Origin of the sequence: Methylobacterium oryzae (assembly GCF_036441375.1) — a bacterium.
Lineage (GTDB): Bacteria > Pseudomonadota > Alphaproteobacteria > Rhizobiales > Beijerinckiaceae > Methylobacterium > Methylobacterium oryzae_A.
The window spans coordinates 426,497-449,302 of the sequence record NZ_MLCA01000006.1; the positions used below are offsets into that span (position 1 = coordinate 426,497).

Annotated in this window: 24 protein-coding genes and 5 pseudogenes; 7 read left to right on the top strand and 22 right to left on the bottom strand. The window is 72.1% G+C overall.

All coding sequences use genetic code 11. The features are described 5' to 3' along the window. Nucleotides 1-248: 248 nt before the first annotated feature. The 4 genes from MOTC310_RS12590 to MOTC310_RS12605 form a co-directional block, all read right to left on the bottom strand. Nucleotides 249-1,379 (bottom strand): glycosyltransferase, encoded by a 1,131-nt coding sequence (locus MOTC310_RS12590; protein WP_331302003.1) that lies wholly within the window; start codon nucleotides 1,377-1,379, stop codon nucleotides 249-251. Further along, nucleotides 1,376-3,205 carry a glycosyltransferase gene (locus MOTC310_RS12595; RefSeq protein WP_331302004.1) on the bottom strand — a complete coding sequence of 610 codons (1,830 nt, stop codon included), beginning with the start codon at nucleotides 3,203-3,205 and terminating at the stop codon, nucleotides 1,376-1,378. Before MOTC310_RS12595 ends, MOTC310_RS12590 begins: the two co-directional genes overlap by 4 nt. A gap of 258 nt (nucleotides 3,206-3,463) precedes the next feature. Next, nucleotides 3,464-4,510, bottom strand: coding sequence for a selenide, water dikinase SelD (selD, locus tag MOTC310_RS12600; RefSeq protein ID WP_331302005.1), 1,047 nt, complete (start codon nucleotides 4,508-4,510; stop codon nucleotides 3,464-3,466). A gap of 40 nt (nucleotides 4,511-4,550) precedes the next feature. Next, complete coding sequence (locus MOTC310_RS12605) at nucleotides 4,551-5,270, bottom strand: cytochrome c biogenesis CcdA family protein (RefSeq protein ID WP_331302006.1); 720 nt, start codon at nucleotides 5,268-5,270, stop codon at nucleotides 4,551-4,553. A 158-nt stretch (nucleotides 5,271-5,428) separates the two neighbouring features. Between MOTC310_RS12605 and MOTC310_RS12610 the strand changes: the two genes are divergently transcribed. The 3 genes from MOTC310_RS12610 (at nucleotide 5,429) to MOTC310_RS12620 (ending at nucleotide 6,616) form a co-directional block, all read left to right on the top strand. Continuing rightward, nucleotides 5,429-5,938 (top strand): metallophosphoesterase, encoded by a 510-nt coding sequence (locus MOTC310_RS12610; protein ID WP_331302007.1) that lies wholly within the window; start codon nucleotides 5,429-5,431, stop codon nucleotides 5,936-5,938. A 129-nt stretch (nucleotides 5,939-6,067) separates the two neighbouring features. Then, nucleotides 6,068-6,391 carry a hypothetical protein gene (locus MOTC310_RS12615; protein ID WP_331294078.1) on the top strand — a complete coding sequence of 108 codons (324 nt, stop codon included), beginning with the start codon at nucleotides 6,068-6,070 and terminating at the stop codon, nucleotides 6,389-6,391. Between the two features lie 87 nt (nucleotides 6,392-6,478). Then, entirely contained in the window at nucleotides 6,479-6,616 is a 138-nt protein-coding gene (locus MOTC310_RS12620; RefSeq protein ID WP_331294077.1) for a hypothetical protein, read from the top strand. Here MOTC310_RS12620 and MOTC310_RS12625 read toward each other — a convergent pair whose 3' ends face one another. Then, complete coding sequence (locus MOTC310_RS12625) at nucleotides 6,617-6,862, bottom strand: hypothetical protein (RefSeq protein WP_331302008.1); 246 nt, start codon at nucleotides 6,860-6,862, stop codon at nucleotides 6,617-6,619. A gap of 168 nt (nucleotides 6,863-7,030) precedes the next feature. On the opposite strand from MOTC310_RS12625, the gene flaF reads away from it, so the two are divergent. Beyond that, complete coding sequence (gene flaF / locus MOTC310_RS12630; protein WP_331294075.1) at nucleotides 7,031-7,402, top strand: flagellar biosynthesis regulator FlaF; 372 nt, start codon at nucleotides 7,031-7,033, stop codon at nucleotides 7,400-7,402. Between the two features lie 16 nt (nucleotides 7,403-7,418). On the opposite strand, the gene MOTC310_RS12635 is transcribed toward flaF, so the two are convergent. Further along, on the bottom strand, nucleotides 7,419-7,832 hold the full coding sequence (locus tag MOTC310_RS12635) for a flagellar biosynthesis repressor FlbT (protein ID WP_331294074.1): 414 nt from the start codon (nucleotides 7,830-7,832) through the stop codon (nucleotides 7,419-7,421). Nucleotides 7,833-7,983: 151 nt separating this feature from the next. On the opposite strand from MOTC310_RS12635, the gene xylB reads away from it, so the two are divergent. Further along, a complete protein-coding gene (xylB, locus tag MOTC310_RS12640; RefSeq protein WP_331302009.1) occupies nucleotides 7,984-8,760 on the top strand; it encodes a D-xylose 1-dehydrogenase in 777 nt (258 codons plus the stop codon). 74 nt (nucleotides 8,761-8,834) lie between these two features. Here the strand turns inward: xylB and MOTC310_RS12645 are convergent, their stop codons facing one another. The 5 genes from MOTC310_RS12645 to MOTC310_RS12665 all read right to left on the bottom strand — a co-directional run bounded on the left by MOTC310_RS12645 (nucleotide 8,835) and on the right by MOTC310_RS12665 (nucleotide 13,112). Next, nucleotides 8,835-9,065 carry a hypothetical protein gene (locus MOTC310_RS12645; RefSeq protein WP_331294072.1) on the bottom strand — a complete coding sequence of 77 codons (231 nt, stop codon included), beginning with the start codon at nucleotides 9,063-9,065 and terminating at the stop codon, nucleotides 8,835-8,837. A 210-nt stretch (nucleotides 9,066-9,275) separates the two neighbouring features. After that, complete coding sequence (moaD, locus tag MOTC310_RS12650) at nucleotides 9,276-9,527, bottom strand: molybdopterin converting factor subunit 1 (protein WP_331294070.1); 252 nt, start codon at nucleotides 9,525-9,527, stop codon at nucleotides 9,276-9,278. Between the two features lie 54 nt (nucleotides 9,528-9,581). Beyond that, nucleotides 9,582-10,181: a CDP-diacylglycerol--glycerol-3-phosphate 3-phosphatidyltransferase gene (gene pgsA, locus MOTC310_RS12655; RefSeq protein ID WP_331302010.1), complete on the bottom strand. Its 600-nt coding sequence runs from the start codon at nucleotides 10,179-10,181 to the stop codon at nucleotides 9,582-9,584. A gap of 73 nt (nucleotides 10,182-10,254) precedes the next feature. Beyond that, complete coding sequence (gene uvrC / locus MOTC310_RS12660) at nucleotides 10,255-12,321, bottom strand: excinuclease ABC subunit UvrC (protein WP_331302011.1); 2,067 nt, start codon at nucleotides 12,319-12,321, stop codon at nucleotides 10,255-10,257. Between the two features lie 74 nt (nucleotides 12,322-12,395). Continuing rightward, on the bottom strand, nucleotides 12,396-13,112 hold the full coding sequence (locus MOTC310_RS12665) for a protein phosphatase CheZ (RefSeq protein ID WP_331294067.1): 717 nt from the start codon (nucleotides 13,110-13,112) through the stop codon (nucleotides 12,396-12,398). A 272-nt stretch (nucleotides 13,113-13,384) separates the two neighbouring features. Here MOTC310_RS12665 and MOTC310_RS12670 point away from each other — a divergent pair, with 272 nt between their 5' ends. Next, complete coding sequence (locus MOTC310_RS12670) at nucleotides 13,385-14,170, top strand: L,D-transpeptidase (protein ID WP_331302012.1); 786 nt, start codon at nucleotides 13,385-13,387, stop codon at nucleotides 14,168-14,170. A 105-nt stretch (nucleotides 14,171-14,275) separates the two neighbouring features. Here MOTC310_RS12670 and MOTC310_RS12675 read toward each other — a convergent pair. The 6 genes and pseudogenes from MOTC310_RS12675 to pgeF form a co-directional block, all read right to left on the bottom strand. Beyond that, nucleotides 14,276-14,566 (bottom strand): annotated as a pseudogene (locus MOTC310_RS12675) (DUF2076 domain-containing protein); the annotation flags it as partial. Between the two features lie 108 nt (nucleotides 14,567-14,674). Further along, nucleotides 14,675-15,146, bottom strand: a pseudogene (locus MOTC310_RS12680) (DUF2076 domain-containing protein); the annotation flags it as partial. A gap of 202 nt (nucleotides 15,147-15,348) precedes the next feature. Next, nucleotides 15,349-15,783, bottom strand: a pseudogene (locus tag MOTC310_RS12685) (outer membrane protein); the annotation flags it as partial. Further along, nucleotides 15,783-16,406, bottom strand: a pseudogene (locus MOTC310_RS12690) (outer membrane protein); the annotation flags it as partial. The pseudogenes MOTC310_RS12690 and MOTC310_RS12685, both read right to left, overlap by 1 nt. 2 nt (nucleotides 16,407-16,408) lie before the next feature. Further along, nucleotides 16,409-16,897 (bottom strand): annotated as a pseudogene (locus tag MOTC310_RS12695) (outer membrane protein); the annotation flags it as partial. 267 nt (nucleotides 16,898-17,164) lie between these two features. Next, nucleotides 17,165-17,932 (bottom strand): peptidoglycan editing factor PgeF, encoded by a 768-nt coding sequence (gene pgeF, locus MOTC310_RS12700; RefSeq protein ID WP_331302226.1) that lies wholly within the window; start codon nucleotides 17,930-17,932, stop codon nucleotides 17,165-17,167. A 144-nt stretch (nucleotides 17,933-18,076) separates the two neighbouring features. Here pgeF and MOTC310_RS12705 point away from each other — a divergent pair, with 144 nt between their 5' ends. Then, nucleotides 18,077-18,268, top strand: coding sequence for a fibronectin-attachment protein (FAP) (locus MOTC310_RS12705; RefSeq protein ID WP_331302013.1), 192 nt, complete (start codon nucleotides 18,077-18,079; stop codon nucleotides 18,266-18,268). Between the two features lie 42 nt (nucleotides 18,269-18,310). Here the strand turns inward: MOTC310_RS12705 and MOTC310_RS12710 are convergent, their stop codons facing one another. The 5 genes from MOTC310_RS12710 to MOTC310_RS12730 all read right to left on the bottom strand — a co-directional run bounded on the left by MOTC310_RS12710 (nucleotide 18,311) and on the right by MOTC310_RS12730 (nucleotide 22,636). Then, the gene (locus tag MOTC310_RS12710) at nucleotides 18,311-19,381 is read right to left on the bottom strand and encodes a class I SAM-dependent methyltransferase (protein ID WP_331302014.1); all 1,071 of its coding nucleotides are present in this window, start codon (nucleotides 19,379-19,381) and stop codon (nucleotides 18,311-18,313) included. Further along, on the bottom strand, nucleotides 19,378-20,280 hold the full coding sequence (gene lgt, locus MOTC310_RS12715) for a prolipoprotein diacylglyceryl transferase (RefSeq protein ID WP_331302015.1): 903 nt from the start codon (nucleotides 20,278-20,280) through the stop codon (nucleotides 19,378-19,380). The genes MOTC310_RS12710 and lgt overlap by 4 nt, the downstream gene beginning before the upstream one ends. 82 nt (nucleotides 20,281-20,362) lie before the next feature. Further along, nucleotides 20,363-21,250 (bottom strand): VOC family protein, encoded by an 888-nt coding sequence (locus tag MOTC310_RS12720; protein WP_331302016.1) that lies wholly within the window; start codon nucleotides 21,248-21,250, stop codon nucleotides 20,363-20,365. A 23-nt stretch (nucleotides 21,251-21,273) separates the two neighbouring features. Continuing rightward, entirely contained in the window at nucleotides 21,274-22,176 is a 903-nt protein-coding gene (locus tag MOTC310_RS12725; RefSeq protein ID WP_331302017.1) for an SMP-30/gluconolactonase/LRE family protein, read from the bottom strand. Between the two features lie 10 nt (nucleotides 22,177-22,186). Next, nucleotides 22,187-22,636, bottom strand: coding sequence for a cupin domain-containing protein (locus MOTC310_RS12730; protein WP_243925471.1), 450 nt, complete (start codon nucleotides 22,634-22,636; stop codon nucleotides 22,187-22,189). Nucleotides 22,637-22,806: the final 170 nt, after the last annotated feature.

A 22,806-nucleotide genomic window follows, 5' to 3' on the forward strand; every position in this document is an offset into this window, starting at 1 on the left:
CAACCGCCCGTCGCCATCCTCGTCGCCCGTTCCCGTTCTGACCAGCTTCGTGCCGATCTGGAACAGGTGCTCGCCCGAGGCGCTGCCTTCGCCGTTAGCCCAGCAATCAGCATACCGGACCAGTAGTGCCGTGCCGGTGCGGGGCTCGGTTCAGGAAGCCGGCAGATATCGCTTACCGATGCAGTCCTAACTGTCACGACAATCGGGCGTGAAAAGTTCCCGATTTGCTGGGGACTACGTGAGCCGCCTCAGGCGTCGCCTTCCGATGCGACAATTGACTCCAGCGCGTCGTAGGCGGTGAGGTCTCCGGCCAGGAAGCGCTGGAAGCGCAGGCCGTCCTCGGCCGCCGTCGCGTTCCAGCGCGCGACGTTGGCCCGACTCATCCCGGCGGCGCGCGCCAGATCGCCGTCGCGGATCCAGGCGGCGATCGCCTGCGCCGCGTCGTCCGGCGTCTCCGGCCGGATCAGCAGGGCCGACGGGCCCAGCACCTCGCGGAAGACTGGTTCGTCCGGCGCCACGACAGGCAGGCCGCCATGCTGCACCTCCAGCAGCGGCAGGCCGAGCCCCTCCGCCTTGGAGGTAGAGACCAGCAGGTGACACGAGCCTGCCAGGGCGCGCAGTTCGGCGTCCGCGAGGTATCCGTGACGATGCAGGAAGGGCGGCGGCGTCTCCAGGAAGGCGTGCTGCCCCCAGCCGACCCGTCCGACGAGGTGAAGCTCCGCCGGGATGCCGGCGCGGATCAGCGCCGCGGTCAGCGCGAGGGTCGCCGGATAGTTCTTGCGCGGCTCGATGGTCCCGATGGCCAGGATGCGCAGGGTCCGGCCCGGCGCGTAGGCCGCCGGTCCCGGCAGGTCGTCCAGGCCGAAGGCGTCGCGGACGGGCGGGCGCAGCAGGGCGACGCGGGCGCGCCGGGCGCAGTGCGCGCGCACGTCCAACCCGGTCGTGCGGCTGTTGACGAACAGGTTCGGGCACCAGCGCAGGGCCAGGGCGAAGCTCGGGCTCATGTAGATCCGGCTGCGCAGGCTCAGGTCCTCCTTCCGGGTCAGCAGGAAGGTGTCGTGGACGTAGAGCAGGCAGCGCGAGGCCGCGACGGCGCAGAGCGGCCCGGGCGGGAAGCCCGGGAACAGGAACAGGGCGTCCCGATCCATCAGCGCCCGCGCCGGGAGGCCGAGCTGCTGCGCGGCGATCATGCCCGGCAGGGAGGCGGCTCTCACCGGCCGCACCGCGTGCGGGGCGAGCCGGTCCGGGGCGAACAGGTCGAGGGTGACCCGCTCGATCCCCGTCACGTGGGCGCGCAGGTGGGTCTGATCGAGGTAGATCCGCCGCCGCGCCGGCGCCGACCCCACCCGGCCCGTCGGGTCATCTCGGCCGGCCGTCACGGCCCGCTCCGGCGCAGGGTGCCGGCGAGATACAGGCACCGGCGCACGAGGAGCGGCATCCGCCGCCCGAAGACCATCTGCTTGGCCCGCCGCAGCCGGCGCACGAGCGGGCGCGAGGCTGCCGGAACGGTGTCGGCCGCACCCACCCGCGGTGCCGCCGCGAAGGGGAAGTGCCCGAGCATCTCGGGGGCGAAGCGGGGCCCCGTCGCGGCGTCCGGCAGACCCCGCCGGCGGAAGACCGCGTCCAGCGACAGCGCCGACGCGGCCGGGCTGTAGCGGCTCTCGAGAGCGATGCGCGCGAAGGCGCCGAGCCGTGCGCGCGCCTCGCGGTCGCCGACCAGCGCGGCCAGAGCTTCGGCGAGGGCTCCGGGCCGCGTCGGCACGAGGCGGCCCGACACGCCGTCGATCACCGCGGAGGTCAGGCCGGAGGTGCGGTAGGCCACGGTCGGCACCCCGCACAGGCCGGCCTCGATCGGCGTCTGCCCGAGGGTCTCGTGACGGCTCGCGGTCACGTGGACGTCGCAGGCGCCGTACCACGCGGCCAGAACCCCCTCATCGGCGATGAGGCCGGGCGCGAACAGGTTCGCGACGCCGAGACGGGTTGGATCGTCGAGCCGGCCGATCGCCACCACGCCCACGCCCGGTCCCGATACGGCCCGGAGGGCGGTCCGGAGATCGGCGAAGCCCTTGTCGGGTCCGTCGACGATGACCGAGGACACCAGGATCAGGACATCGTCGGGCGGCAGGCCGAGCCGGCCGCGCAGCGCGGCGCGATCGCCGGGGCGGAACACGGCGGTCGGGAAGGCGAGGCGGACGGGCTCGATCACGCTGCCGGGCGGCGCGAATTCGCGGGCCCGCGCCAGCGTCCAGTCTGAATTGGCGAGGAGCCAGGGCGCCGCGGACCGGATCGCGCCTCCGGCAGCGGTGCCGGCGAGCACCGCGCGTTTGCGCCCGTGCATGCCGGCGATGCGTCCGGGCGCCAGCTGCGGGTACTCGTCCGGGCCCGGGCAGGCCGCGTCGCAGCCGATCGCGGCGCGCCCGCAGTCGCGCGGATGGGCGCAGCGGCCCGTCAGGGGGAAGAGGTCGTGCAGCACGAGACCGACCGGCCCCCGCCGGGCGAGGCGGCCGACGACGTCGAGGCTGCGGGTGGCGCCGTGCAGGTTGCCGGCGAGGACGAGATCGGGGGCGGCGGCCGCGACCTCGGCCTCCGCCTGCGGGAATGTGTCGGTCCACTCGGCGGCCTCGGGACGGCCGCTCAGCGTGACCTCGGTGATCCGGTGGCCCGCGAGCGTCAGCGCCTCGGCGAGGCGGCGCTGGGCCACGCCCGCGCCCCCACGGGTGCCCGTCCCGGTGAGCGACACGATCGACAGGCCGGTGGCGGCCGGGGGCGGCCCGGAGTCCAGCCTGTGGAGCAGGACCGGACGGCCGATCAGGCTGCGCCGGGTCTCGGGGATCGCCGACCAGGCGGGCGCGGCGCCGCGCAGGCCGTCGGTCGCGAGGGCCGCGCGGATCTCGAGCACGTCCCGCCGCCAGAGGATCCCGCTCCCGGCGGGCGGGAGATCGTTTCCCGCCTCCGCGTCGCCGGGGCCGTCGAGGCCGCGGACGGCGTCGTCGAACAGGACGCGCAGCCCCGCCACCGCGTCGGCGCCGGCGAGCGCGGCCTCCAGCGCCAGGGCGATCAGCGCGCCCGGCGCCAGCAGGTCGCCGGCGCGGAGCCACAGCAGGTAATCCGGATCGGGATCCGCCAGGATCCGCGCCGCGGTCGCGCGGCTCTCCGTGGCGTCCAGCACGTCGTGCCGCAGCTCCGGATAGCCCTGGCGCAGCACCGACGCGACGGTCTCGGCCAGCGCGGCCCCCGCCCGGNGTCACGACGCGGATCCGGGGCCAGGGACGCCCGTCGGGCAGCGACCCGGGACGGCGCAGCGCGCCGGCGCTGCGCCCGAACGGCCAGCCGGCGACGCCGTGGGCGGGCGGTGACATGTCTGCGGCGTCGGTCAAGGCGGCTCTGGCGGCGGCTCGGGTATGGTGCGGGGCGGCAGAGTGGCCGGGAAGGTTGAAGATTGCCTCTCCGGGCCCGCGGCGGCTCAGCCCTCCACGCGGATCCGCGCCGGACCGGCCTCGATCCGGCCGATGCGGGCGGCCGCCGGGTAGCCCGCCGACCGGATGCGCGCGAGGATCGCGTCGGCCCGGTCGGCCGAGCAGGTCACCAGCAGGCCGCCCGAGGTCTGCGGGTCGGTCAGGAGATGGCGGCGCCATTCGGGAAAGTCGGCCGGCAGGTCCACCGCCTCGCCGAACGCCGCCCAGTTGCGGTGCGAGGCGCCGGTGACGGTGCCGGCGCGCGCCAGCGCCTCCGCCTGCGGCAGCAGGGGGAGGGCGTCGACCGCGAGGGTGACCGTGAGGCCGGCGCCGCGGGCGATCTCCAGGCCGTGCCCCAGGATGCCGAAGCCGGTCACGTCGGTGAGGGCGTGCACCGCGGGATCGGCGGCGAGGTCGATCCCGACCCGGTTGAGCAGCGTGGTCGTGTCGACGAAGTCGCGGTAGCCGGCCTCGTCGAGGGTCGCCCGCTTGATCGCCGCCGAGTAGACCCCGACCCCGAGGGCCTTGGTGAGCAGGACGGCGTCGCCGACCACCGCGTCGGCGTTGCGCCGCACGGCCTCCCGGCGGCAGGTGCCGATCACCGCCAGACCGTAGATCGGCTCCGGCGCGTCGATGGAGTGGCCGCCCGCCACCGGGATGCCGGCCGCGGCGCATTGCTCCGCGCCGCCGCGCAGGATCCGCGCGACGACCTCCGGGTCGATCTTCCCCAGCGGCATCCCGAGGATCGCGAGCGCGAAGAGCGGCCGCCCGCCCATGGCGTAGACGTCCGAGATGGCGTTCGTCGCGGCGATCCGACCGAAATCGACGGGATCGTCCACCATCGGGGTGAAGAAGTCCGTGGTGGCGACGAGGCAGGTGCCGTCCTCCAGCTCCCACACGGCCGCGTCGTCGGCGGTCTCGTTGCCGACGAGGAGCCGCTCGAACGGGCCCGCCGCCGGCTGCTGCGCGAGGAGCTGGCGCAGGGTGGCCGGGTCGAGCTTGCAGCCGCAGCCGCCGCCGTGGGCGAGACTGGTCAGGCGGGGGGCGTCGCTCATCGCTGATCTCCGTTCCGGATAAGCTCGGGCCGTCGCGGCGTCAGTAGCGCGTCGTCAGCGCGCTGAGCCAGTCCGGCGAGGCCGAGACGGCCGCGGCCTCGACCCGCTTGTCGAGCCCCGTCAGCACCAGCAGGCCGAGCACCACCATCACGGTGCCGAGGGCGGCCTTGGCGGCCCGCCCGGCCGCCGCGAGGCCGCCGCGCCAGCGCAGGAGCGCCTCGCGGGAGACGAAGCCCAGGAGCATCAGCGGGGCGGTGGCGCCGATCCCGAAGGCGAGCATGGTCAGGGCGACGCTCCCGAGATGCTCGCCCCGCGCCGCCATCAGCGAGGCCGCGCCGAGGGTCGGCCCGACGCAGGGACTCCAGGCCGCGCCGAGCAGCAGCCCCACCGCGAACTGACCCGACAATCCCCCGGAGCCGACGCCGCCGAAGCGGTCCTCCGCCCAGGCGCCGACCGGGCCGGCCGCCGTCGCGACCCGGGCCTGGAGCCGCGGCAGCATCAGCACCGCGCCCAGGAGCACCAGGAGCACCGCGCCGGCGCGCCGGAACACGTCGCCGTCCAGCCCGAGGGTGAAGCCGATCGTCGCGACGAACAGCCCGATGGCCGTGAAGGCGATCGCGAGGCCGGCGGCCAGCGCCGCCGGACCGAGGCGATGCTCGGCCGCCGCCGTCCCGAGGACGATGGGGATCAGCGGCAGCACGCAGGGCGAGAGCACCGAGAGCAGGCCGGCCAGGAAGGCGAACCCAACCGTTCCCAGCATGTCCCGTGCCCTCCCGCCGGCGCCGCGCCCGGGGAGGCTTCGGCCCTGGCGCGCGGGCCGTCAACGCGCCAGGCGGACGCGGGGCCGCGGGAACAAGGCGGCCGCGGGCCGATTTCGGCGGCAGGTCCGGTCCCTACCGGGCGAGGCGGAGCAGACCGGTGACCACCTTCTTCACGGGCGACACGCATTTCGGTGACCCGCGCGCGCTGCGCTTCGATCACCGGCCCTATCCGGATCTCGAAGCCCACGATGCCGGCCTGATCGCGGCCTGGAACGCGACGGTCGCGCCCGCCGACACGGTCTGGCACCTCGGCGATTTCGCCCTCGGCCCGAGCGGCGACCGGATCCGCGAGATCCTCGCCGGACTGAACGGCGAGAAGCACCTGATCGTCGGCAACAACGACGGGTCGGACACGCTGACCGCACCCGGTTGGGCATCGGTGCGGCACTACGCGGAATTCGCCGTCGAGGGGCGGATGGTGGTGCTCTGCCACTACGCGTTCCGCACCTGGAACGGAATGAGCCGGGGAGCTCTCAATCTCCACGGGCACAGCCACGGCAAGCTCAAGCCGATGCCCAAGCAGTACGATGTCGGCGTCGATCCGATGGGTGCGGCCCCGGTGCCACTCTCCGCAATCCTGACCTCCCGGCTGCGCCGGAAGCGGTGATTCGAGGCGGAACCTTCACGTCAGCTTCACTGTTTCAGCGGACAGAGAGGGAGTGGACCAGCGCCGCTCCGAGAAACCCGGCAGGACCGCCCGCGGATCTGCCATCACGAACCGTGTGTGAGTGTTCCCGTGAGTGCCAAGTCGGTCACTCTGACCCGCAGCCTCGCCAGCCTCCTGGCAGGCCTCGCCCTGACTTCCGCCGCGTCGGCCCTGCCGTCCTGCATCGAAGCCCAGCGCAAGGTCGACGAGGCGAATGCCCTGCGCTTCCAGGCGCGTCAGGAAGCCCGCCTGGGCAACCATGACCGCGTCTGCGACACGCTCGACGAGGTGGGCGACCGCTACGACGATGCCCGCGACGCGTTCGAGCGATGCGGCGAAGGCGTGGTGGCCATCGATCTCCGCAGCGAGCTGCGGGGCTTGCGGATCGCCAAGAAAATCAACCGCTGCGACTGACCGGGTGCGCGCCCGCACCTCGGACGCCCCGTTCCTGCAGCATCACCCCGTTACGCGCGACGCTGGTCGCCGAGAAGGTTTGCGCCGATGACCCCCGCTACGCTCCCGAACGACGTCGAGCCCACCGTCACCCGCACCGGCCCGTCCTTCGCGGCCGCCCTGTGCGGCTTCGTCAGCACCACCGTCGCCACGACGATGCTGCTCATGCTCATCGGCACGTTCTGATTACGGTGCCACCGACCAGAACCTCTGGCGGTTGAACAGCATCTCCTGGGAGCCGATCTTCGGGGCCGGCTCCGTCCGCCGTACACAATCGGGCTCGGCCGGCTTCGTGACGGCCGCCAGGGTCGCGGGAACCGCCGCCGGTATCAGGCCGAGGCGGGCCTGCACTTCCGGCTGCCGCGCCGCCGCGATGGTCAGCACGCAGGCGATCAGGCCGCCGGCAACAGTTCCGAGAACGAAATTCAGCATCGGGGTCGGGATCCGGGGGCCGGTTCCTTTCGGCCGCTCAGCGTCGTCGATAACCAACCCGGCGGCATCATGGCGGATGGGGCGCTCACACGCTTTTAACTCCTGATCTGCGACAGCTACGCGCTAGCTTGCCCCAGTGGCAGGCCCGACGACGGGGCTGGACCGCCGATGAACTACGCCGCCAACGCCTACGCCAAGACTTCCCACAGCGCGCTGACGCCGCGCGAAGCCGAATCCGCAGTGCTGCTGAAGGCCGCACAGAAGCTGATCGGTGCCAGTCAGGGGCTCGCCAGCGGCGATGCCGGACGCATCAACGAGGCCCTGTCGTTCAACCAGCGGGTCTGGACGCTGCTGACCTCCGAGGCGACCTCCGACGAGAACCCGCTCCCCACCGACGTGAAGCAGGGCGTCGGCCGGCTGGGCGTGTTCGTGCTCCAGAGCTGCATCGACACCATGATCGCCCCGACGCCGGAGAAGATCGCCACGCTGGTGACGATCAACAATCACATCGCCGCCGGCCTCCAGGGCAATCCCGGCTGAGGCCCGGCGCCCCCCGTCAGGGAGCCGCCGCCTGGTCGGGCACGTCGGCCTGTGATGGCGACCCGGCGGCCTCCCACTCGACGAGCTTGCGGCTCAGCTTGAGCGACCGGTAGTACTCGCCGGCCTCGACGGCCTGGGCGATCGCGGCGATCTGCCCGGCCGCGCCCGGCGCCAGCCCGAGCAAGTCCGTGGCCTGGCGGAAGAACAGGTCGATGCTCTGCGTCGGGTCGTCCGCGAGGTAGATGACGGTCAGCGTCAGGTGGAGACGCTTGCAGGCCGTGTCGGCCTCGCTCTCCGTGATGATCTCGCTCTCGCGCAGGAACTTGCACTGGGTCTCGATCAGGAAGGTCGAGCGACGGTCGCCGTTGCGCAGCAGCGCGCCGTTGATGATCAGCCGTTCGAACGGCTTGAGTTCCAGGCGCAGAGGCATCCGGCGTTCCTTTCTAGAAGACCCGGCGATTTCATTCGCGAACCGTTAACGTTTCGCGAATCTCCGGCGCGCCGTCCGCCGTTGCGGCGGGCGCGGGCGATGGTAAACTCAGACAAATCACGGCCGGCGGGATCGTGTCGAGGAGGTCCGGATGGTGGTGCAGCCCGATCAGCGCGCCCGGTATCCGAGCCTCGCCGGCAAGCGTGTCCTGGTGACCGGCGGCGCCTCGGGGATCGGCGCGGGTCTGGTCGAGGCCTTCGTCGCGCAGGGCGCCCGCGTGCTGTTCTGCGATGTCGCGGACGACGCGGCCGGCGCCCTGGTGGCGCGCCTCGCGCCCGGCGCCGCGCACGCCCCGCTCTACCGGCGCTGCGACCTGACGGATGTCGAGGCGGTCCGCGCGCTGGTCGCCGAGGCCGACACCGCCCTGGGCGGGCTCGACGTCCTGATCAACAACGCCGGCAACGACGACCGCCACAGCTTCGCGGACGTGACGCCCGCCTACTGGGACGACCGGATGGCGGTGAACCTGCGCCACCTGTTCTTCGCCGCCCAGGCGGCGATCCCGGCGATGCGGCGCGGCGGCGGCGGCGCGATCCTCAATCTCGGATCGATCAGCTGGCATCTGGGACTGAAGGAGATGCCGCTCTACCAGGCCGCGAAGGCGGCCATCGAGGGCCTGACCCGCGCCCTGGCCCGCGACCTCGGCCGCGACGGCATAAGGGTGGCGACGGTCGTGCCCGGCAACGTCCGGACGCCGCGCCAGGAGCGGTGGTACACGCCGGAGGGCGAGGCGGAGATCGTCGCCGCGCAATGCTTGGACGGCCGGATCCAGCCGGCCGACGTCGCCGCGCTGGTCCTGTTCCTCGCCTCGGACGACGCGCGCATGTGCACGGGTCACCCGTACTTCATCGACGCGGGCTGGCGCTGAGCCGGCGACGGACGGGGGGCGGGGACCGGCCGGACTTGGGGGCGCGGATCGCGCTCCGGCCCGGCCCGCTCGCCTCAGTCGCAGGTCTCTTTCTTGACCGTCTTCGAGTCGCCCATGTCGTTCTCCTTGCGGACCGTCTTGGTGACGCAGCCGTCGCCGTGCTCATGGACGGTCACGGACTTCGATTCGCTCGCCGGGCGGTCGACGACGACGGCCGGACGGTCACGCTCGATGACGGTGGTCTGGGCCTGCGCGGCGGCGCCGAGGCTCAACAGGGCGGCGGTCGCGAGCAAGATCGTGCGCATGCGGAAACTCCAATACCGGTTTCGGTAGCGGGTAACGGCAATGCCAGCTTGAGCGTTCCGCGGATTGTGGCGTCCCGAGGCGGGCCGAACCCGTAAAGAACTTGGCTCGGCCCGCGCGCCGTTCGGCTGACGGGCAGCCGGAGCGACGGCGCCAATGACCGCGGAAGCCGGCCCGTTGCAACCCCGGCGGACTACGTGCGCGACCGGGTCTCAGCCGCCCGTCATCGGCGGGAAGAAGGCGATCTCGCGGGCACCCGCGATCGGCGTGTCCGGCTTGGCGTGGGCCCGGTCGATCGCGGCGCGGACGACGCCCGGATCCTCGAAGGCGTAGGCGTATTCCTCGCCCCGGTCCCGGAGCCACCCGACGAGATCCGCGACGGTGGCGACCTCCGGCGGCGGCGCCAGCTCCTCCTCGGAGCGGCCGATCCGTTCGCGGACCCAGGCGAAATAGACGAGCTTCATCGCATCACCGTACCGGAGACAGGGCTGGGACCGCGCGGCCCGCGGGCAGATCCGTCAGCGCGGATCGTCGATGACGTGCTTGATCCCGGCCCGCATGTAGTCCCAGCCGGTCCAGAGCGTGAGGGCGGCGGCGAGCCACAGGAGCGTCAGGCCGATCGGCTTGGTCCCCGGCAGCACCGTCTCGCCCGCCGGGCCGGCCACCAGGAAGCCGAGGGCGACGAGCTGCACGGTGGTCTTCCACTTCGCGATCCTGCTGACCGGAACGCCGACCTTCAGCTCCGCCAGATACTCGCGCAGGCCGGAGACCAGCACCTCCCGGCACAGGATCACGATGGCCGCCCAGATGTTCGAGCCGACGATGGTGTGGTCCGCCGTCAGCATCAGCAGGCAGGCCGAGACCAGGAGCTTGTCGGCGATCGGATCGAGCATCCGGCCGAGCGCCGAGCTCTGGTGGTAGGTCCGGGCGACGTAGCCGTCGAGGTAGTCGGTGATCGCGGCCGCGACGAACACCCCCAGCGCCGTCCACCGCGCCGTGTGGGATTCGGGCCAGAACAGCAGCGCGACCATCACCGGCACGGCAACGAGGCGCCCGTAGGTCAGGCAATTCGCGAGCGTCCAGGCCGGCGACCGTCGTCGGGGAAGGACGGCGTTCATCGCAGGGGTGAAATCAGAGCGGGGCCCGGGCGTCAACGCCCCTGTTTCCGCCTCGGCCATCGCGGCCGGGTTCTCAGGCGCCGGCATGGAAGAAGTCGTAGACCGCCCGCGCGGTGGCGGCGTTGACGCCCGGGGTCTTGGCCAGGTCCTCGAAGGCGGCGCGCTGGATCGCCTTCACCGTCCCGAAGTGGTGCAGCAGGGCGCGCTTGCGGCTGGGTCCGATGCCGGCGATCTCGTCCAAGGGGTTCCTCACCATCTCACGCTTCCGCTTGGCCCGATGGCTGCCGATGGCGAAGCGGTGCGCCTCGTCTCGGAGCCGCTGCACGAAGTAGAGCGTCGGATCCCGCGGCGGAAGCTTGAAGGGCGGCCGGCCGGGCACGAAAAACGTCTCGCGCCCCGCATCCCGGTCGCGGCCCTTGGCGACGCCGACCAGGGGTACGCCCGCCACGCCGACCTCCTCCAGTGCCGCCCGCGCGGCGTCGAGCTGGCCCTTGCCGCCGTCGATCAGCACGAGATCCGGCCAGGCCGGGAACGCCTCGCTCTCCTCTGCCGGGGCGGGGACCGGCGCCGGCACGCCGCCCTCGGCGGCGGCCACGGCCGCCTCGCGCTCGGTGCGCGGCGCCTCCTTCACGAGCCGCTTGAAGCGCCGCTGCAGCACCTCGCGCATCATGCCGTAATCGTCGCCCGGGGTGAGATCCTCCGACTTGATGTTGAACGTGCGGTAATGCGCCTTCATGAACCCCGTCGGGCCGGCGACGATCATGCCGCCGACCGCGTTCGTGCCCATGATGTGCGAGTTGTCGTAGACCTCGATCCGGCGGGGCGCGCCGTCGAGCCCGAAGGCCTGGCCGAGCGCCGCGAGCAGCTTGCCCTGGGAGGCCGTGTCGGCGAGGCGCCGCGCCAGCGCCTCCTTGGCGTTGCGCTGGGCGTAGTCGACGAGGTTCTTCCGCTCCCCGCGACTCGGACGGTGGATCTCGACGCGGTACTCCACCCGGCTCGACAGGGCCGCCGCCACCAGCTCCGCGTCCTCGATCGCGTGGCTCGTCAGCACCGTCCGGGGCGCGGGCTTGTCGTCGTAGAACTGGCCGATGAACGAGCCCAGCACCTCGTCGGGCGTCATGGTCCGGTCGGCCTTCGGGAAGTAGGCGCGGTTGCCCCAGTTCTGGAAGTTCCGGAAGAAGAACACCTCGATGCAGAACTGGCCGGCCTGCTCGTCGAGGGCGAACACGTCCGCCTCCTCGACGCCCTGGGTGTTGACCCCCTGCACGCCCTGGATGGCCGACAGGGCGGCGATGCGGTCGCGGAATCGGGCGGCGCGCTCGAATTCCATCGCCTCGGACGCCTCCTGCATCTCGGCGCGCATCCGGTCCTTCACGGCGTTCGACTTGCCGGCGAGGAACGCCCGCGCGGAATCCGCCATGGTGGCGTAGTCCTCCGCGGCGATCTCGCCCGTGCAGGGGCCGGAGCAGCGCTTGATCTGGTAGAGCAGGCAGGGCCGGGTGCGGTTCTCGTAGTAGCTGTCGGTGCAGGTGCGCAGCAGGAAGGCGCGCTGCAGGGCGTTCACCGTCCGGTTCACCGCCCAGACGCTCGCGAAGGGGCCGTAATAGTTGCCCTTCCGGCGGCGGGCGCCGCGGTGCTTGACGATCTGCGGCGCGGGGCCGTCGTCGGTGACCAGGATGTAGGGGAACGACTTGTCGTCCCGCATCAGCACGTTGAAGCGGGGCTTCAGCTGCTTGATCAGGTTGGCTTCGAGGAGGAGCGCCTCGGTCTCGGTCGCGGTGGTGACGAACTCCATCGCCGCCGTCTGCGAGATCATCCGGGCGATGCGGTTCGAGTGCGCCTGACCCCGCGCGTAGGAGCCGACCCGCGCCTTCAGGTTCTTGGCCTTGCCGACGTAGAGGACGTCGCCGCGATGGTCGAACATCCGGTACACGCCGGGCGAGGACGGCAGGGTCGACCAGAACCGGCGGATCACCTCCGTGCCGGCCTGGACGGCGCCCGGCTCGAAGTCGAAATCGATCTCCGGCGCCTCCCCGTCGGGGAGTCCGGCCTCCGGCTCGTCGGCGGCGTCGTCCCGCTCGGCGTCGCGGCCGTCGTCGAAGGTGTCGGGGGGCAGGTCTGTGAGGGCTCTGCGGCTCATACCGCAGATCTAAGCGTTCCGGACCGCCAGGGGGACCGGGGCGGCGACAAAAATCGCGCGCCCGGTCCGCTCGGTCAGTCGAACAGCGAGTCGATGTCGCTCTGGTCGACGTGGCCGATATCGTGGTCGAGCTTGGGCCCGTTCAGGAGCGAGCTCTCGTCGTCCAGGGAGGTCGGCACCGGCATGACGGTGATGAGCTCCTTGAAGCTGTCGAGCTCCGACCACGTGGCGATGAGCCGGTCGAGATGCTCCTCGATGAACTTCATCACGCCGACGATCTTGGTGATCCGCTGGCCGGTCAGGTCCTGGAAGTTGCAGGCCTCGTAGGCGGTGATCACGCGCTCGAGGATCACGTCGACGTGCTGCTTCGTGCCGGGCGGCAGCGTCGCGGCGTTGAGCATGCCGGCGTGGCTCTCGATCTCCTCGATCGCGCCGAGGAGCTGCGTGGTGGCGCGCTCCGTCGAGTCGACCACCGCGTCGAGCTCGTCGGCCGCCCGGCGCATGCCCTTGCCGGTATTCTCGGTCCGGTGCAGCGTCGCCAGCTCCGACTTGGTGCGGGTGATCGCCTCCTTCATCACGTCGAGCTCGGTGCGCATCGCCAGCGCCTCGTGCAGCTCGCGGCGGCACGACTCGATGGTCTCGCTCGCGCTCATCTGCGTGACGCGGCGCAAGTCTTGGATGGCGTTGAAGATCTCCTCGAGGCGCTCGCTCGAGGCGGACGCCCCCGGCCCGGGAGGGGGAGCCGCGGGAAGCCCGAGGCTGTCTTCGATGCGATAGCGCTTCTGGGTCATCGTCCGGGCGTGAGCGTTCGGGTTCCGTCGACGCGACTGTCTACCATAACGGTTAGCGGACTGTGACTGCCGCGCTTCTTCCGGGGGGCTTCGTCCGCCGAGGGGGGCGACGGCCGAGCGCGGCTTAACCGCCGATTCACGCTGGCCGCGACGGGATGGGGAGAGGCCGGGCCACACCGGCGATTCACCACGTTCGTTCACCTGATTCGGTAAAATTTGACGGGATAGTCCGCGGGCCGGGCGCACGGGCTCCGGCGCGGGAGCAGGCGACGATGCGGCGGTCAGTCCGTTTGGGAATGGGGGTGGCCGCGGCCGCGTTCGTGCTGTGCGGCCCCGCCCGGGCGCAGCAGGCGCGCTACTCCGAGGGCGGCTACGGCGGCGGGCTGATCGAGTACCTCGTCACCGGCAGCGCCGGCGGCGGCGGGCGCGGCTGGCCGCAGCGATCCGCGGCGCCGCAGCGGGTCGCGGCCTATTCCGGCGAGCTGGTGCCGGCGGAGCCGGAGCCCGCCCAGGCCTACGGGCAGGCTTACGGCGCTCCCCAGCCCTACGGCGCACAGCCCGCGGCCGCCTACGGCGCGCCCCAGGCGGATCCGGGCCGGATCGGCCGCGCGGTCTCGCCGGAATACCAGCGCCAGGAGGTCGCCTTCCCGGGGCGGCAGAGGCCCGGCACGATCGTGATCGACACCGCCGGCAAGCATCTCTACCTCGTGCAGGCCGGGCAGCGCGCCCTGCGCTACGGGATCGGCGTCGGCCGCCCCGGCTTCGCCTGGAGCGGTCTCAAGACGATCAGCCGCAAGGCGGAGTGGCCCGACTGGACACCGCCGCCCGAGATGCTCGCCCGGCGCCCCGACCTGCCGCGCCACATGGCCGGCGGCCCCGAGAACCCGCTGGGCGCCCGCGCCCTCTATCTCGGCTCCTCGCTCTACCGGATCCACGGGACGAACGAGCCCAACACGATCGGGCAGTCGGTCTCGTCGGGATGCATCCGGATGATGAACGACGACGTCATCGACCTCTACGAGCGCGTGCCGGTGGGAACGCGGGTCGAGGTCCTCTGAGCGCCCGACGCGGGTTGCAGCTCCCGGAAACGAGACGGCCCGGCCGCGCCTGACGCGACCGGGCCTTGCCCTTGACGTGCTGGATCCGCCCGGCGTGCGGGACGATCAGGTCCAGTCGCTGTCGTCGCCGCCGCCGAGGTCGCCGCCGAAATCACCGCCCGGATCGCTGTAGCCGGCGTCCTGGAAGCCGCCCATGTCGCCGCCGCTGTTGTCGAGGGCCGAGCCGAGATCCTGGTTGCCGCCGCCGTCGCCGTAGTAGTTGTTGACGATGGTCTCGCCGCTCCCGCCGCCGAGGCCCGCCGCCGCGGCGCTGCCGAGGCTGGAATGGCCGCCCGCGAAGGCGTTCGACAGGGCGCTGCCGAGGCGTCCTGGGGCGCCTTCACCGCGCGCCCAAGGTCCCGGACCCGGATCGGGGCCCCATCGCGGTAGGCGACGATGGCGTCCTCGAAGCCGGCGGCCGTCGTGATCTGGTCGTTGCTCTGCAGGGCCACGGCCTGCTGGCCGCCGTAGAGCTGCCCCTTGGGCTGCAGCACGGTCAGGTTCGAGAGTGGCCGCCCCACGGGCCGCCCTGCTGCTGCGGGTAGCCGCCCTGCTGCGGGTAACCCTGCTGCGGGTAGCCCTGCGGCGGGCCGCCCTGGTTGCCCCAGGGCTGGCCGCCCGGACGCGGCTGGCCGTAGCCGGGCTGCGGCTCCTGGCGCTGCTGGCCGCCGCCGCCGAAGATGCTCGACAGGAAGCCGCCGCCCCCGGAGGACTGGGCCGGGGCCGCCTGGCTGCGGGCCTGCTCCAGCTGCTGGTTCAGGCTCTTGATCGCCTCTTCCTGCACGTAGATCAGCTGCGCCATCGCGTAGGGCGCGTAGGGCTGCGCGCGGATCTTGTCGGCGATGAAGCGCTCCGCCTCCGCGTCGCGGGGCTGGGACTGCGCCTGCTCCAGCCGCTGGAAGATTCCCGAAATGACGTCGCGTTCTTCGCTGTTCATGGAGTCGTCCTCCTCGAATCTCACCCGCGGGCCCGAACGCGCCGCATGGCAGCTAGGACATGGGTGCGCGGCGACGCTTTGTCAGGGGGATTGTGAAAACTTCATCGGCCCACCCCGAAACGCGAGAAGCCCGGCCTGTGGGCCGGGCTTCCGCGGTCGAACGATGGGGACGGGGCGCGGCCGTGACCGCGCCGCCGCGGTCCTAGAACGTGCCGAACTTGTAGTTCAGGCCGGCGCGGACGACGGCGAACTGGTCGTCGCGGCGACCGACGCCGCTGTAGACGACCGGGAAGTTGTTGGCGGCGTTGATGACGAACGCGCCCTGGTTGCGGGTGCCGCGGTCGAGGTTGACGTACAGGCCTTCGACCTTGAGCGTCACGGCCGAGGAGCGGAAGAAGTTCAGGAACGAGTCGGTCGGCAGGGCGTACTCGATGCCGCCGCCGGCGGCCCAGCCGGTGCGGAAGCTGTCGTTGCCGGCGAAGCCGCCGAAGGAGCGGTCGGCGCTGCCCGAGCCGTAGGCGAAGCCGCCGGTGCCGTACACGAGGGTGCGGTCGAAGGCGTAGCCGAGGCGGCCGCGCACGGTGCCGAAGAAGTCGAGGCTGGAGAGGCCGCGCGGGTCGGTGAGGTAGTAGCCGGGCGGTCGAGGTTGACGTACAGGCCTTCGACCTTGAGCGTCACGGCCGAGGAGCGGAAGAAGTTCAGGAACGAGTCGGTCGGCAGGGCGTACTCGATGCCGCCGCCGGCGGCCCAGCCGGTGCGGAAGCTGTCGTTGCCGGCGAAGCCGCCGAAGGAGCGGTCGGCGCTGCCCGAGCCGTAGGCGAAGCCGCCGGTGCCGTACACGAGGGTGCGGTCGAAGGCGTAGCCGAGGCGGCCGCGCACGGTGCCGAAGAAGTCGAGGCTGGAGAGGCCGCGCGGGTCGGTGAGGTAGTAGCCGGGGGCGACGGCGCCGGAGACGAAGGCGTTGTTCCGGTTACGGCCGAAGTCGAGGTACTGGGCGTCGGCCTCGACGCCGATCACGAGGCCGGAGCCGGGGGTGATCTGCCAGTTGTAGCCGATCTGGCCACCGCCGGAGAAGCCGTCCTGGCTGCGGTTGCGGAAGGAGGCGACGGTGCCGGGGGCGGCGTACGGGAAGGGGACGGCGAAGGTGTTGCCGGTGTTGCGGTCGCTGGCGTCGAAGGCGTAGCCGGCGTTGATACCGAAGTAGGCGCCGGTCCAGGTGAAGACCGGGACGGGGGTGAACACCGGCGGCGGGGCGGCGCGNCGAAGGCGTAACCGATGCGGCCGCGGACGGTGCCGAAGAAGTCGAGGCTGGAGAGGCCGCGCGGGTCGGTGAGGTAGTAGCCGGGGGCGACGGCGCCGGAGACGAAGGCGTTGTTCCGGTTACGGCCGAAGTCGAGGTACTGGGCGTCGGCCTCGACGCCGATCACGAGGCCGGAGCCGGGGGTGATCTGCCAGTTGTAGCCGATCTGGCCACCGCCGGAGAAGCCGTCCTGGCTGCGGTTGCGGAAGGAGGCGACGGTGCCGGGGGCGGCGTACGGGAAGGGGACGGCGAAGGTGTTGCCGGTGTTGCGGTCGCTGGCGTCGAAGGCGTAGCCGGCGTTGATACCGAAGTAGGCGCCGGTCCAGGTGAAGACCGGGACGGGGGTGAACACCGGCGGCGGGGCGGCGCGACGCGGCAGGTCGGCGGCGAAGGCCGAACCGGCAAAGGCGACGCCCGCGAGGGCCGTGGTCACACGGAGCATGGATTTCATGATCTGGTCCTCACTGGTGGTCCGCGCCGTCCATCGCGGGGACGGTTGCGGAACCGGGTCTGGCTGCGTTCCAGCGGTTCCAGGGTTGCTTTGCGCTCCGCGGTGTCGCCGACCGCTCTCGCGGCCCCTTGTGGCAACCCGCCGTTTTCCCCGGCACCTTGACCCCTAAACGCGGCCGAATGGCCAAGGTTCATCTGCGGCTACGCTTTTTTCTCGGCCAGGACTCGACAAAGTGTCGCACCCTCCGTTCGCGGCGGAACCCGGTCCTCAGGGCACGAGCGTGACGGCGGAGATCAGGCGGCCGTAATCCGCCTCGCCGCGATGGGTGGTCCGCCGGTAGCTGTAGAAGCGTTCCGGATCCGCGTAGGTGCAGAGGTTGAGCGCGGTGGCCTCGCCGACCTCGGCCTCTTCCAGCCGCGCGAGGATGAAGCCCGGCAGGTCGAACTGCGCGTGCCCGGGACGCGTGCCGCGACCGAGGAAGCGTTCCATGCCGGGGGCGTCGTTCCGGAACCGCGCGACGAAGTCCGGTCCCACCTCGTAGGAGGCCGGCCCGATCGTCGGTCCCAGCACGGCGACGATCCGGCTCCGCCGCGCGCCGAGGGCCTCCATCGCCGACACCGTCGCGCCGATCACGCCGGTGAGCGCGCCCTTCCAGCCGGCATGGGCGGCGCCGACGACGCCGTTCTCGGGATCCGCGAACAGGATCGGTCCGCAATCCGCGGTGGCGATGCCGAGCGCCAGGCCGGGCACCCGCGTCACCATGGCGTCGGCCCTCGGCCGCTCCGCCGCGAAGGGCGCCTCGACGGTGACCACCTCGGCCGAGTGGACCTGGTACAGGCTGACGAGCCGGTCCGGCGGCAGGCCCAGCTGCGCACACATCCGCGCCCGGTTCTCGGCGACGCGCTCAGGCACGTCCTGGGAGCCGAGGCCGCCGTTGAGCGACGCGTAGAGACCTTCCGACGCCCCGCCGACGCGGGTGAAGAAGGCGTGGCGCACACCCGCGTGGGCGGAGAGCTCCGGCGCCTCGATGAACATGCCTGCGGTCACGGTCGGCCTCTCGATTGCCCCTGGGGCGCCCCGATAGCGCAAGGGCGAACCCTTGACGATGTCGTTCAAGCGTCAGATTCTTGTTGCATTGCAGTATGGAGCCGATCCGGCTCCGCCTTGAGAAGGATCGCAATGTCACGAGGGATCGAGACCGACGCCCTGCCCGAAACCTCCGAGGCCGATAAGCCCCGGATCCCGAGCGCGCCCGCCCACCCCGTCACGGGAGAGCCCGCCGCCTTCGACCCGACCGACCTTAACCCGCCCGCGCCGCCGACCCCGCGGCCCGCCAGCCAGACCGATTCCGGCTTCGGCTCCTTCGGCTGAGCGAACCCGGCCCCGAACGGGGCCGAGGACCTCCCCGGCGGCTCAGGGCGTCGGAAATCCCGGGAGCGGCCCGAGGGACGGGCCGCTCACCGCCAGCACCTTGAACAGGCTGCCCATCCCGCCCCGGGCCGGATCGGTCAGGCGCGTGACGGCCGCGTCGATCGCGGCCGATTGCGCCGGATTGGCCCGGGCCTTCAGACGCTCGGCACGGACGCCGAGGCCGAGGGCGGCCAGGAACTCGCCCTGATCGACCGGTCCATGGATCGCGGCGCCTTCGGCCCGTGCTGCCTGGGCGAGGGCGGCGAAATCGACGTGATGCGTCAAGTCCGCCTCGCCGGGCTCCGCCAGCGGGTCGGCGAAACGATGTCCCGCCAGCGCCTGGAGGGTGTCGCCGAAGCCCGGGCGGACATGGCCGTAATCGATAGCCAGCAGGGCGCCGCCCTCGGAGCACAGGCGCCGCGCCAGCGCGCGGATCAGCGAGAGGCCGGCCGTCGGCACGCTCATCAGCGCGCCGTCCGGACCGTCCGCCGCGAGGCCCGGGACCGGCTCCGGCGACAGGCCGAAGGCGAGGCCGCCCGCCGGATCGAGGCCGATCTGCCGCTCGTGCCAGCCGGACGGCCGGTGCTCGAACTGGCGCACCGGCAGGCAGTCGAAGAACTCGTTGGCCAGGATGATCGCCGGCCCCTCGGGCAGCGTCTCGACGCTGTGGTGCCACGCGGCGCCGGTCCCGGAGAGGGCGCGCGCCTGCGCGGCCCGCAGCACCGGGCTCGTCTCGACGAGGTGCGGCGCCACGCGCACCGCCGGGAGCGCCGCCCGCAGGGCCCGCAGCGCGTCCGTCATCAGCGTGCCGCGGCCGGGTCCCAGCTCGACCAGGAGGAGCGGATCCGGCGCCCCGATCAGGCCGCGGACGTAGGCTGTCCAGGCGCCGAGCAGCTCGCCGAACATCTGGCTGATCTCGGGCGCGGTGGTGAAGTCGCCCTGGGCACCGAGGGGATCGCGGGTGCGGTAGTAGCCGTGGACCGGGTGACCGAGGCAGAGGGCCATGTAGCGGTCGACGCCGATCGGCCCGTTCTGGCGGATCAGCGCCGCGATCTCGGATCCCAGCGGCGTCACGCCTCGACGGCCGCCTTGCGGGCCGCCTCGGCGGCCGGGGTCTCCACCGGATGCCGCGGACGTGTCCGGCCGGTCGCGGCCAGCACGATGTAGGTGAGGCCGACGATCATCATCGGCACGCAGAGCAGCATGCCCATGGTCACGCCGCCGCCCATCGGACCGAGATGGTCGCCGAACAGGAAGCCGAGCTGGCGATCCGGCTCGCGGAAGAACTCGCAGAAGGTCCGGGCCAGCGCATAGCCGAGGACGAAGATGCCGCCGAGCAGCCCGGGCTTGCGGAAGCCGAACCGGCGGACGCTGATCGCCATCAGGATGAACAGCAGCAGCCCCTCGGTGGCCGCCTCGTAGAGCTGGCTCGGGTGGCGCGGCAGCGGCCCGCCGCTCGGGAACACGATCGCGTAGGGGAAGTCCGGCGCCGCGCGGCCCCAGAGCTCGCCGTTCACGAAATTGGCGATCCGGCCGAAGAACAGGCCGATCGGCACCACCACGGCGCCGATATCGAGGAGCGTGTAGGCGTTGAGGCCCTTGCCGCGGGCGAACAGCACGAAGGCCAGGATCGCCCCGATGAAGCCGCCGTGGAACGACATGCCGCCGTTGCGGATCGCCAGGATCTCCCACGGATCGGCGATGTACATCGGCAGATTGTAGAACAGCACGTAGCCGATCCGGCCGCCCAGCACGACGCCGAGGGCCACCCAGACGACGAGGTCGTCGATGTCGACGACCTGCGGTCGCTTCACCACGCCCCAGAGGCTGTCGGCCATGACGAGGCGGCGCGCGTAGTACCAACCGCCGATGAGGCCGGCGATGTAGGCGAGCGCGTACCATTTGATCGTGATCGGCCCGATCGCGATCGCCACCGGATCGATGGCCGGAAAGGGCAGGGCGAGGAGCGGCATCTATCTCACCTCCGGGGCGGCCGGATTGGACGCCGGAGGGGCGACGCGTCAAGCCCGGGGGCACGCTCCCGGAGCGGAGGCCTCAGCCGCGCACGAACAAGAAGCCGTGTCCGTCCGGGCCGGCGCAGTAGGCGGCCGCGCCGTCGGCGGAGGTCAGCGGAGTTTGTCCGCTCTCGCGCAGGCGCCGCGACAGGGCCTGCGGATCCGCCGCGGAGAAGACGTAGCGGGTGGAGGCCCGGTCGGCGGGGCCGAAGGTGAGCCGCCGCCGGGTGGCGGGCGCGCGGTAATGCAGCAGCTCCACGTGCGGCGCGGGGTCCGGGGGCTCGAGGGCGATGACGTCGACCTGCGGATCGACGACGCCGTCGAGGCGCGCCTGCTCCGGCCCGCGGTTCAGGCCGCGCGCCGCCACTGTCAGGCCGAGGGAGCCGGTCAGGAAGGCCAAAGTGGCGTCGAGGTCGGTGACGGTGATCGCCGAGTGATCGATGCCCAGGAACAGGCCCGGCGCGCCGCGCCAGCGGGCGGCCGCGGGGCCGTCGGGAAAGAAGATCAGCTCCAGGGGATGCCCGTCGGGGTCGCGGAACTTGTAGGCGGTCACGCCCCCCGTGGAGGCGGGCAGGCGCTGCGGTCCGCCGCGGCTGATCGGCGCCGGGGCGAGCCGCCCGAGCCGCGCCGCCGCGGCCTCCATGTCGCGGACCGGGATCGCGAGGTGCTGGAAGAACGGGTCCGTCGCCGCGGGATCGGCCGGGTAGGGCGCGCCGGGCGGATCCACCGCCAGGAAGGTCATGGTCTGCCCGCCGAGCCGCATGCGCAGCTGCGTGGCGCGCCGGTCCGCGAGCCCCATCGCCTCCGCCTGCGCGGCGGGCAGGGGCTCCGGCGGGGCGGTCCGCGCGAAGCCGAGCCCGTCACGGTAGAAGGCTTCCGTGACGGCGAGGTCCGCGACGGTGCGGCCGAACCCGACGAGTGCCCGCACGCCGCTCGCGGGAGCGGTGCCGCTCACAGGAGCGGTGCCCCCCGCACGTTCACGTAGATCGCGTAGAGCGCCTGCGAGGCGCACAGGAACAGGCGGCTGTTGTTGCGGCCGCCGAAGGTGAGATTGGCGACCGTCGCGGGCACCAGGATCTTGCCGACCAGCTCGCCGCCCGGGTCGATGCAGTGGACCCCGTCCCCGGCGCTCGACCAGATGTTGCCGTGCTCGTCGCACCGGATCCCGTCGGCGTTGCCGGGCGCGATCTTGAAGAGCACCGCGCCGCCCGACAGGCCGCCATCCTCGGCCACGTCGAACGCGCGGACGTGCTGGACCGGGTCGGTGGCGAACTGCAGCCCGGTCTCGACGATGTAGAGCCTGCGCTCGTCGGGCGAGAAGCAGAGCCCGTTCGGGCCCTGGAAATCGTCGGCCACCACCCGGAGCGAACCGTCGCGCGGGTCGAAGCGGTAGACCGCGGCGGGCAGCTCGGATTCCTGTTTGCCGCCCTCGTAATCGGTCTGGATGCCGTAGGGCGGATCCGAGAACCAGATCGTCCCGTCCGACTTGCAGACGATGTCGTTGGGCGAGTTCAGCCGCCGCCCCCGGTACCGCTCCACCAAGCTGGTGATGCTGCCGTCGAGCTCGGTCCGGTGGATGCGCCGGCCGCGGTGCGAGCAGGACAGCATGCGGCCCTGCCGGTCGCGGGCGTGGCCGTTCTCGAAGTCGCTCGCCTCCCGGTAGACGCTCAGGCCCGCATATTCCACCCAGCGCATCACCCGGTTGTTGGGGAGATCCGAGAAGAGCAGCTCGTCGCGGTCGCCGAACCAGACCGGACCTTCCGTCCAGCGGAAGCCCTCGGCGAGCTTCTGCAGCGGCGCGTTCGGCAGGACGTAGCCCTTGAAGCGCGGCTGCGTCAGTTCGAAGCCGTCCATGAACCCGCCCCTACTTGAAGCGGCCGGGCTGGTTGACGGTCGGCTCGACCTGAAGCCCGGTCACGATCATCGTGCAGGGCTCGTCGCCCACCGTGCCGGACAGGTGGCCCTTCCTGCCGTCCCGCGCCTTGGTGTTCTGATCCTCGCCCATCATCAGCTCGCCCGGGCCCATCTCGACCCGGTGACCGTCCATCGTCTCGACGAACCAGCGGCCCGAGAGGATGGCGATCCATTGCGGTCGCGGATTCTCGTGCCACTCGCCGACCCAGCCGACCGGCAGGACCGTGAAGGTCACGACCGACGGCGCGGGATCCATCTTGTCGTTCCACTGGGGCGCGGTCTCGGGGTTGATCCCCTCGAACTTGAACCGCTCGAGGTGGAACAGCTCCTGGCGGCTGACACCCTCCGCATCGGTGTAGACGTGCCAGTACGGCATCTTCGGAGGGGTTGGCTCGCTCATCGTCGCTCCTGCCGCGGCGGGACAATCGTGCTCGCTCAACGGCCGGATCTGCCGATGGTTCGCGGGTCGGGATCGCGGCGGCTCGGATGGCCACCAGACGGCTCCCAGGCTCGGCGGATGAAAGGTCGCGTTGTCGTTGCGAGCGCGGCGAAGCGATCCAGCCGGCGCCG

Excerpts from the sequence above, each read along its gene's own strand:
- selD (WP_331302005.1), bottom strand. The coding sequence starts at position 4,510 with ATGAGCGACGCCCCCCGCCTGACCAGTCTCGCCCACGGCGGCGGCTGC.
- MOTC310_RS12625 (WP_331302008.1), bottom strand. The coding sequence starts at position 6,862 with ATGCTGAATTTCGTTCTCGGAACTGTTGCCGGCGGCCTGATCGCCTGC.
- MOTC310_RS12605 (WP_331302006.1), bottom strand. The coding sequence starts at position 5,270 with ATGCTGGGAACGGTTGGGTTCGCCTTCCTGGCCGGCCTGCTCTCGGTG.
- MOTC310_RS12665 (WP_331294067.1), bottom strand. The coding sequence starts at position 13,112 with ATGACCCAGAAGCGCTATCGCATCGAAGACAGCCTCGGGCTTCCCGCG.
- flaF (WP_331294075.1), top strand. The coding sequence starts at position 7,031 with ATGAACTACGCCGCCAACGCCTACGCCAAGACTTCCCACAGCGCGCTG.
- pgsA (WP_331302010.1), bottom strand. The coding sequence starts at position 10,181 with ATGAACGCCGTCCTTCCCCGACGACGGTCGCCGGCCTGGACGCTCGCG.
- moaD (WP_331294070.1), bottom strand. The coding sequence starts at position 9,527 with ATGAAGCTCGTCTATTTCGCCTGGGTCCGCGAACGGATCGGCCGCTCC.
- MOTC310_RS12620 (WP_331294077.1), top strand. The coding sequence starts at position 6,479 with ATGACCCCCGCTACGCTCCCGAACGACGTCGAGCCCACCGTCACCCGC.
- MOTC310_RS12645 (WP_331294072.1), bottom strand. The coding sequence starts at position 9,065 with ATGCGCACGATCTTGCTCGCGACCGCCGCCCTGTTGAGCCTCGGCGCC.
- MOTC310_RS12705 (WP_331302013.1), top strand. The coding sequence starts at position 18,077 with ATGTCACGAGGGATCGAGACCGACGCCCTGCCCGAAACCTCCGAGGCC.
- lgt (WP_331302015.1), bottom strand. The coding sequence starts at position 20,280 with ATGCCGCTCCTCGCCCTGCCCTTTCCGGCCATCGATCCGGTGGCGATC.
- xylB (WP_331302009.1), top strand. The coding sequence starts at position 7,984 with ATGGTGGTGCAGCCCGATCAGCGCGCCCGGTATCCGAGCCTCGCCGGC.
- MOTC310_RS12725 (WP_331302017.1), bottom strand. The coding sequence starts at position 22,176 with ATGGACGGCTTCGAACTGACGCAGCCGCGCTTCAAGGGCTACGTCCTG.
- MOTC310_RS12635 (WP_331294074.1), bottom strand. The coding sequence starts at position 7,832 with ATGCCTCTGCGCCTGGAACTCAAGCCGTTCGAACGGCTGATCATCAAC.
- pgeF (WP_331302226.1), bottom strand. The coding sequence starts at position 17,932 with ATGTTCATCGAGGCGCCGGAGCTCTCCGCCCACGCGGGTGTGCGCCAC.
- MOTC310_RS12670 (WP_331302012.1), top strand. The coding sequence starts at position 13,385 with ATGCGGCGGTCAGTCCGTTTGGGAATGGGGGTGGCCGCGGCCGCGTTC.
- MOTC310_RS12730 (WP_243925471.1), bottom strand. The coding sequence starts at position 22,636 with ATGAGCGAGCCAACCCCTCCGAAGATGCCGTACTGGCACGTCTACACC.
- uvrC (WP_331302011.1), bottom strand. The coding sequence starts at position 12,321 with ATGAGCCGCAGAGCCCTCACAGACCTGCCCCCCGACACCTTCGACGAC.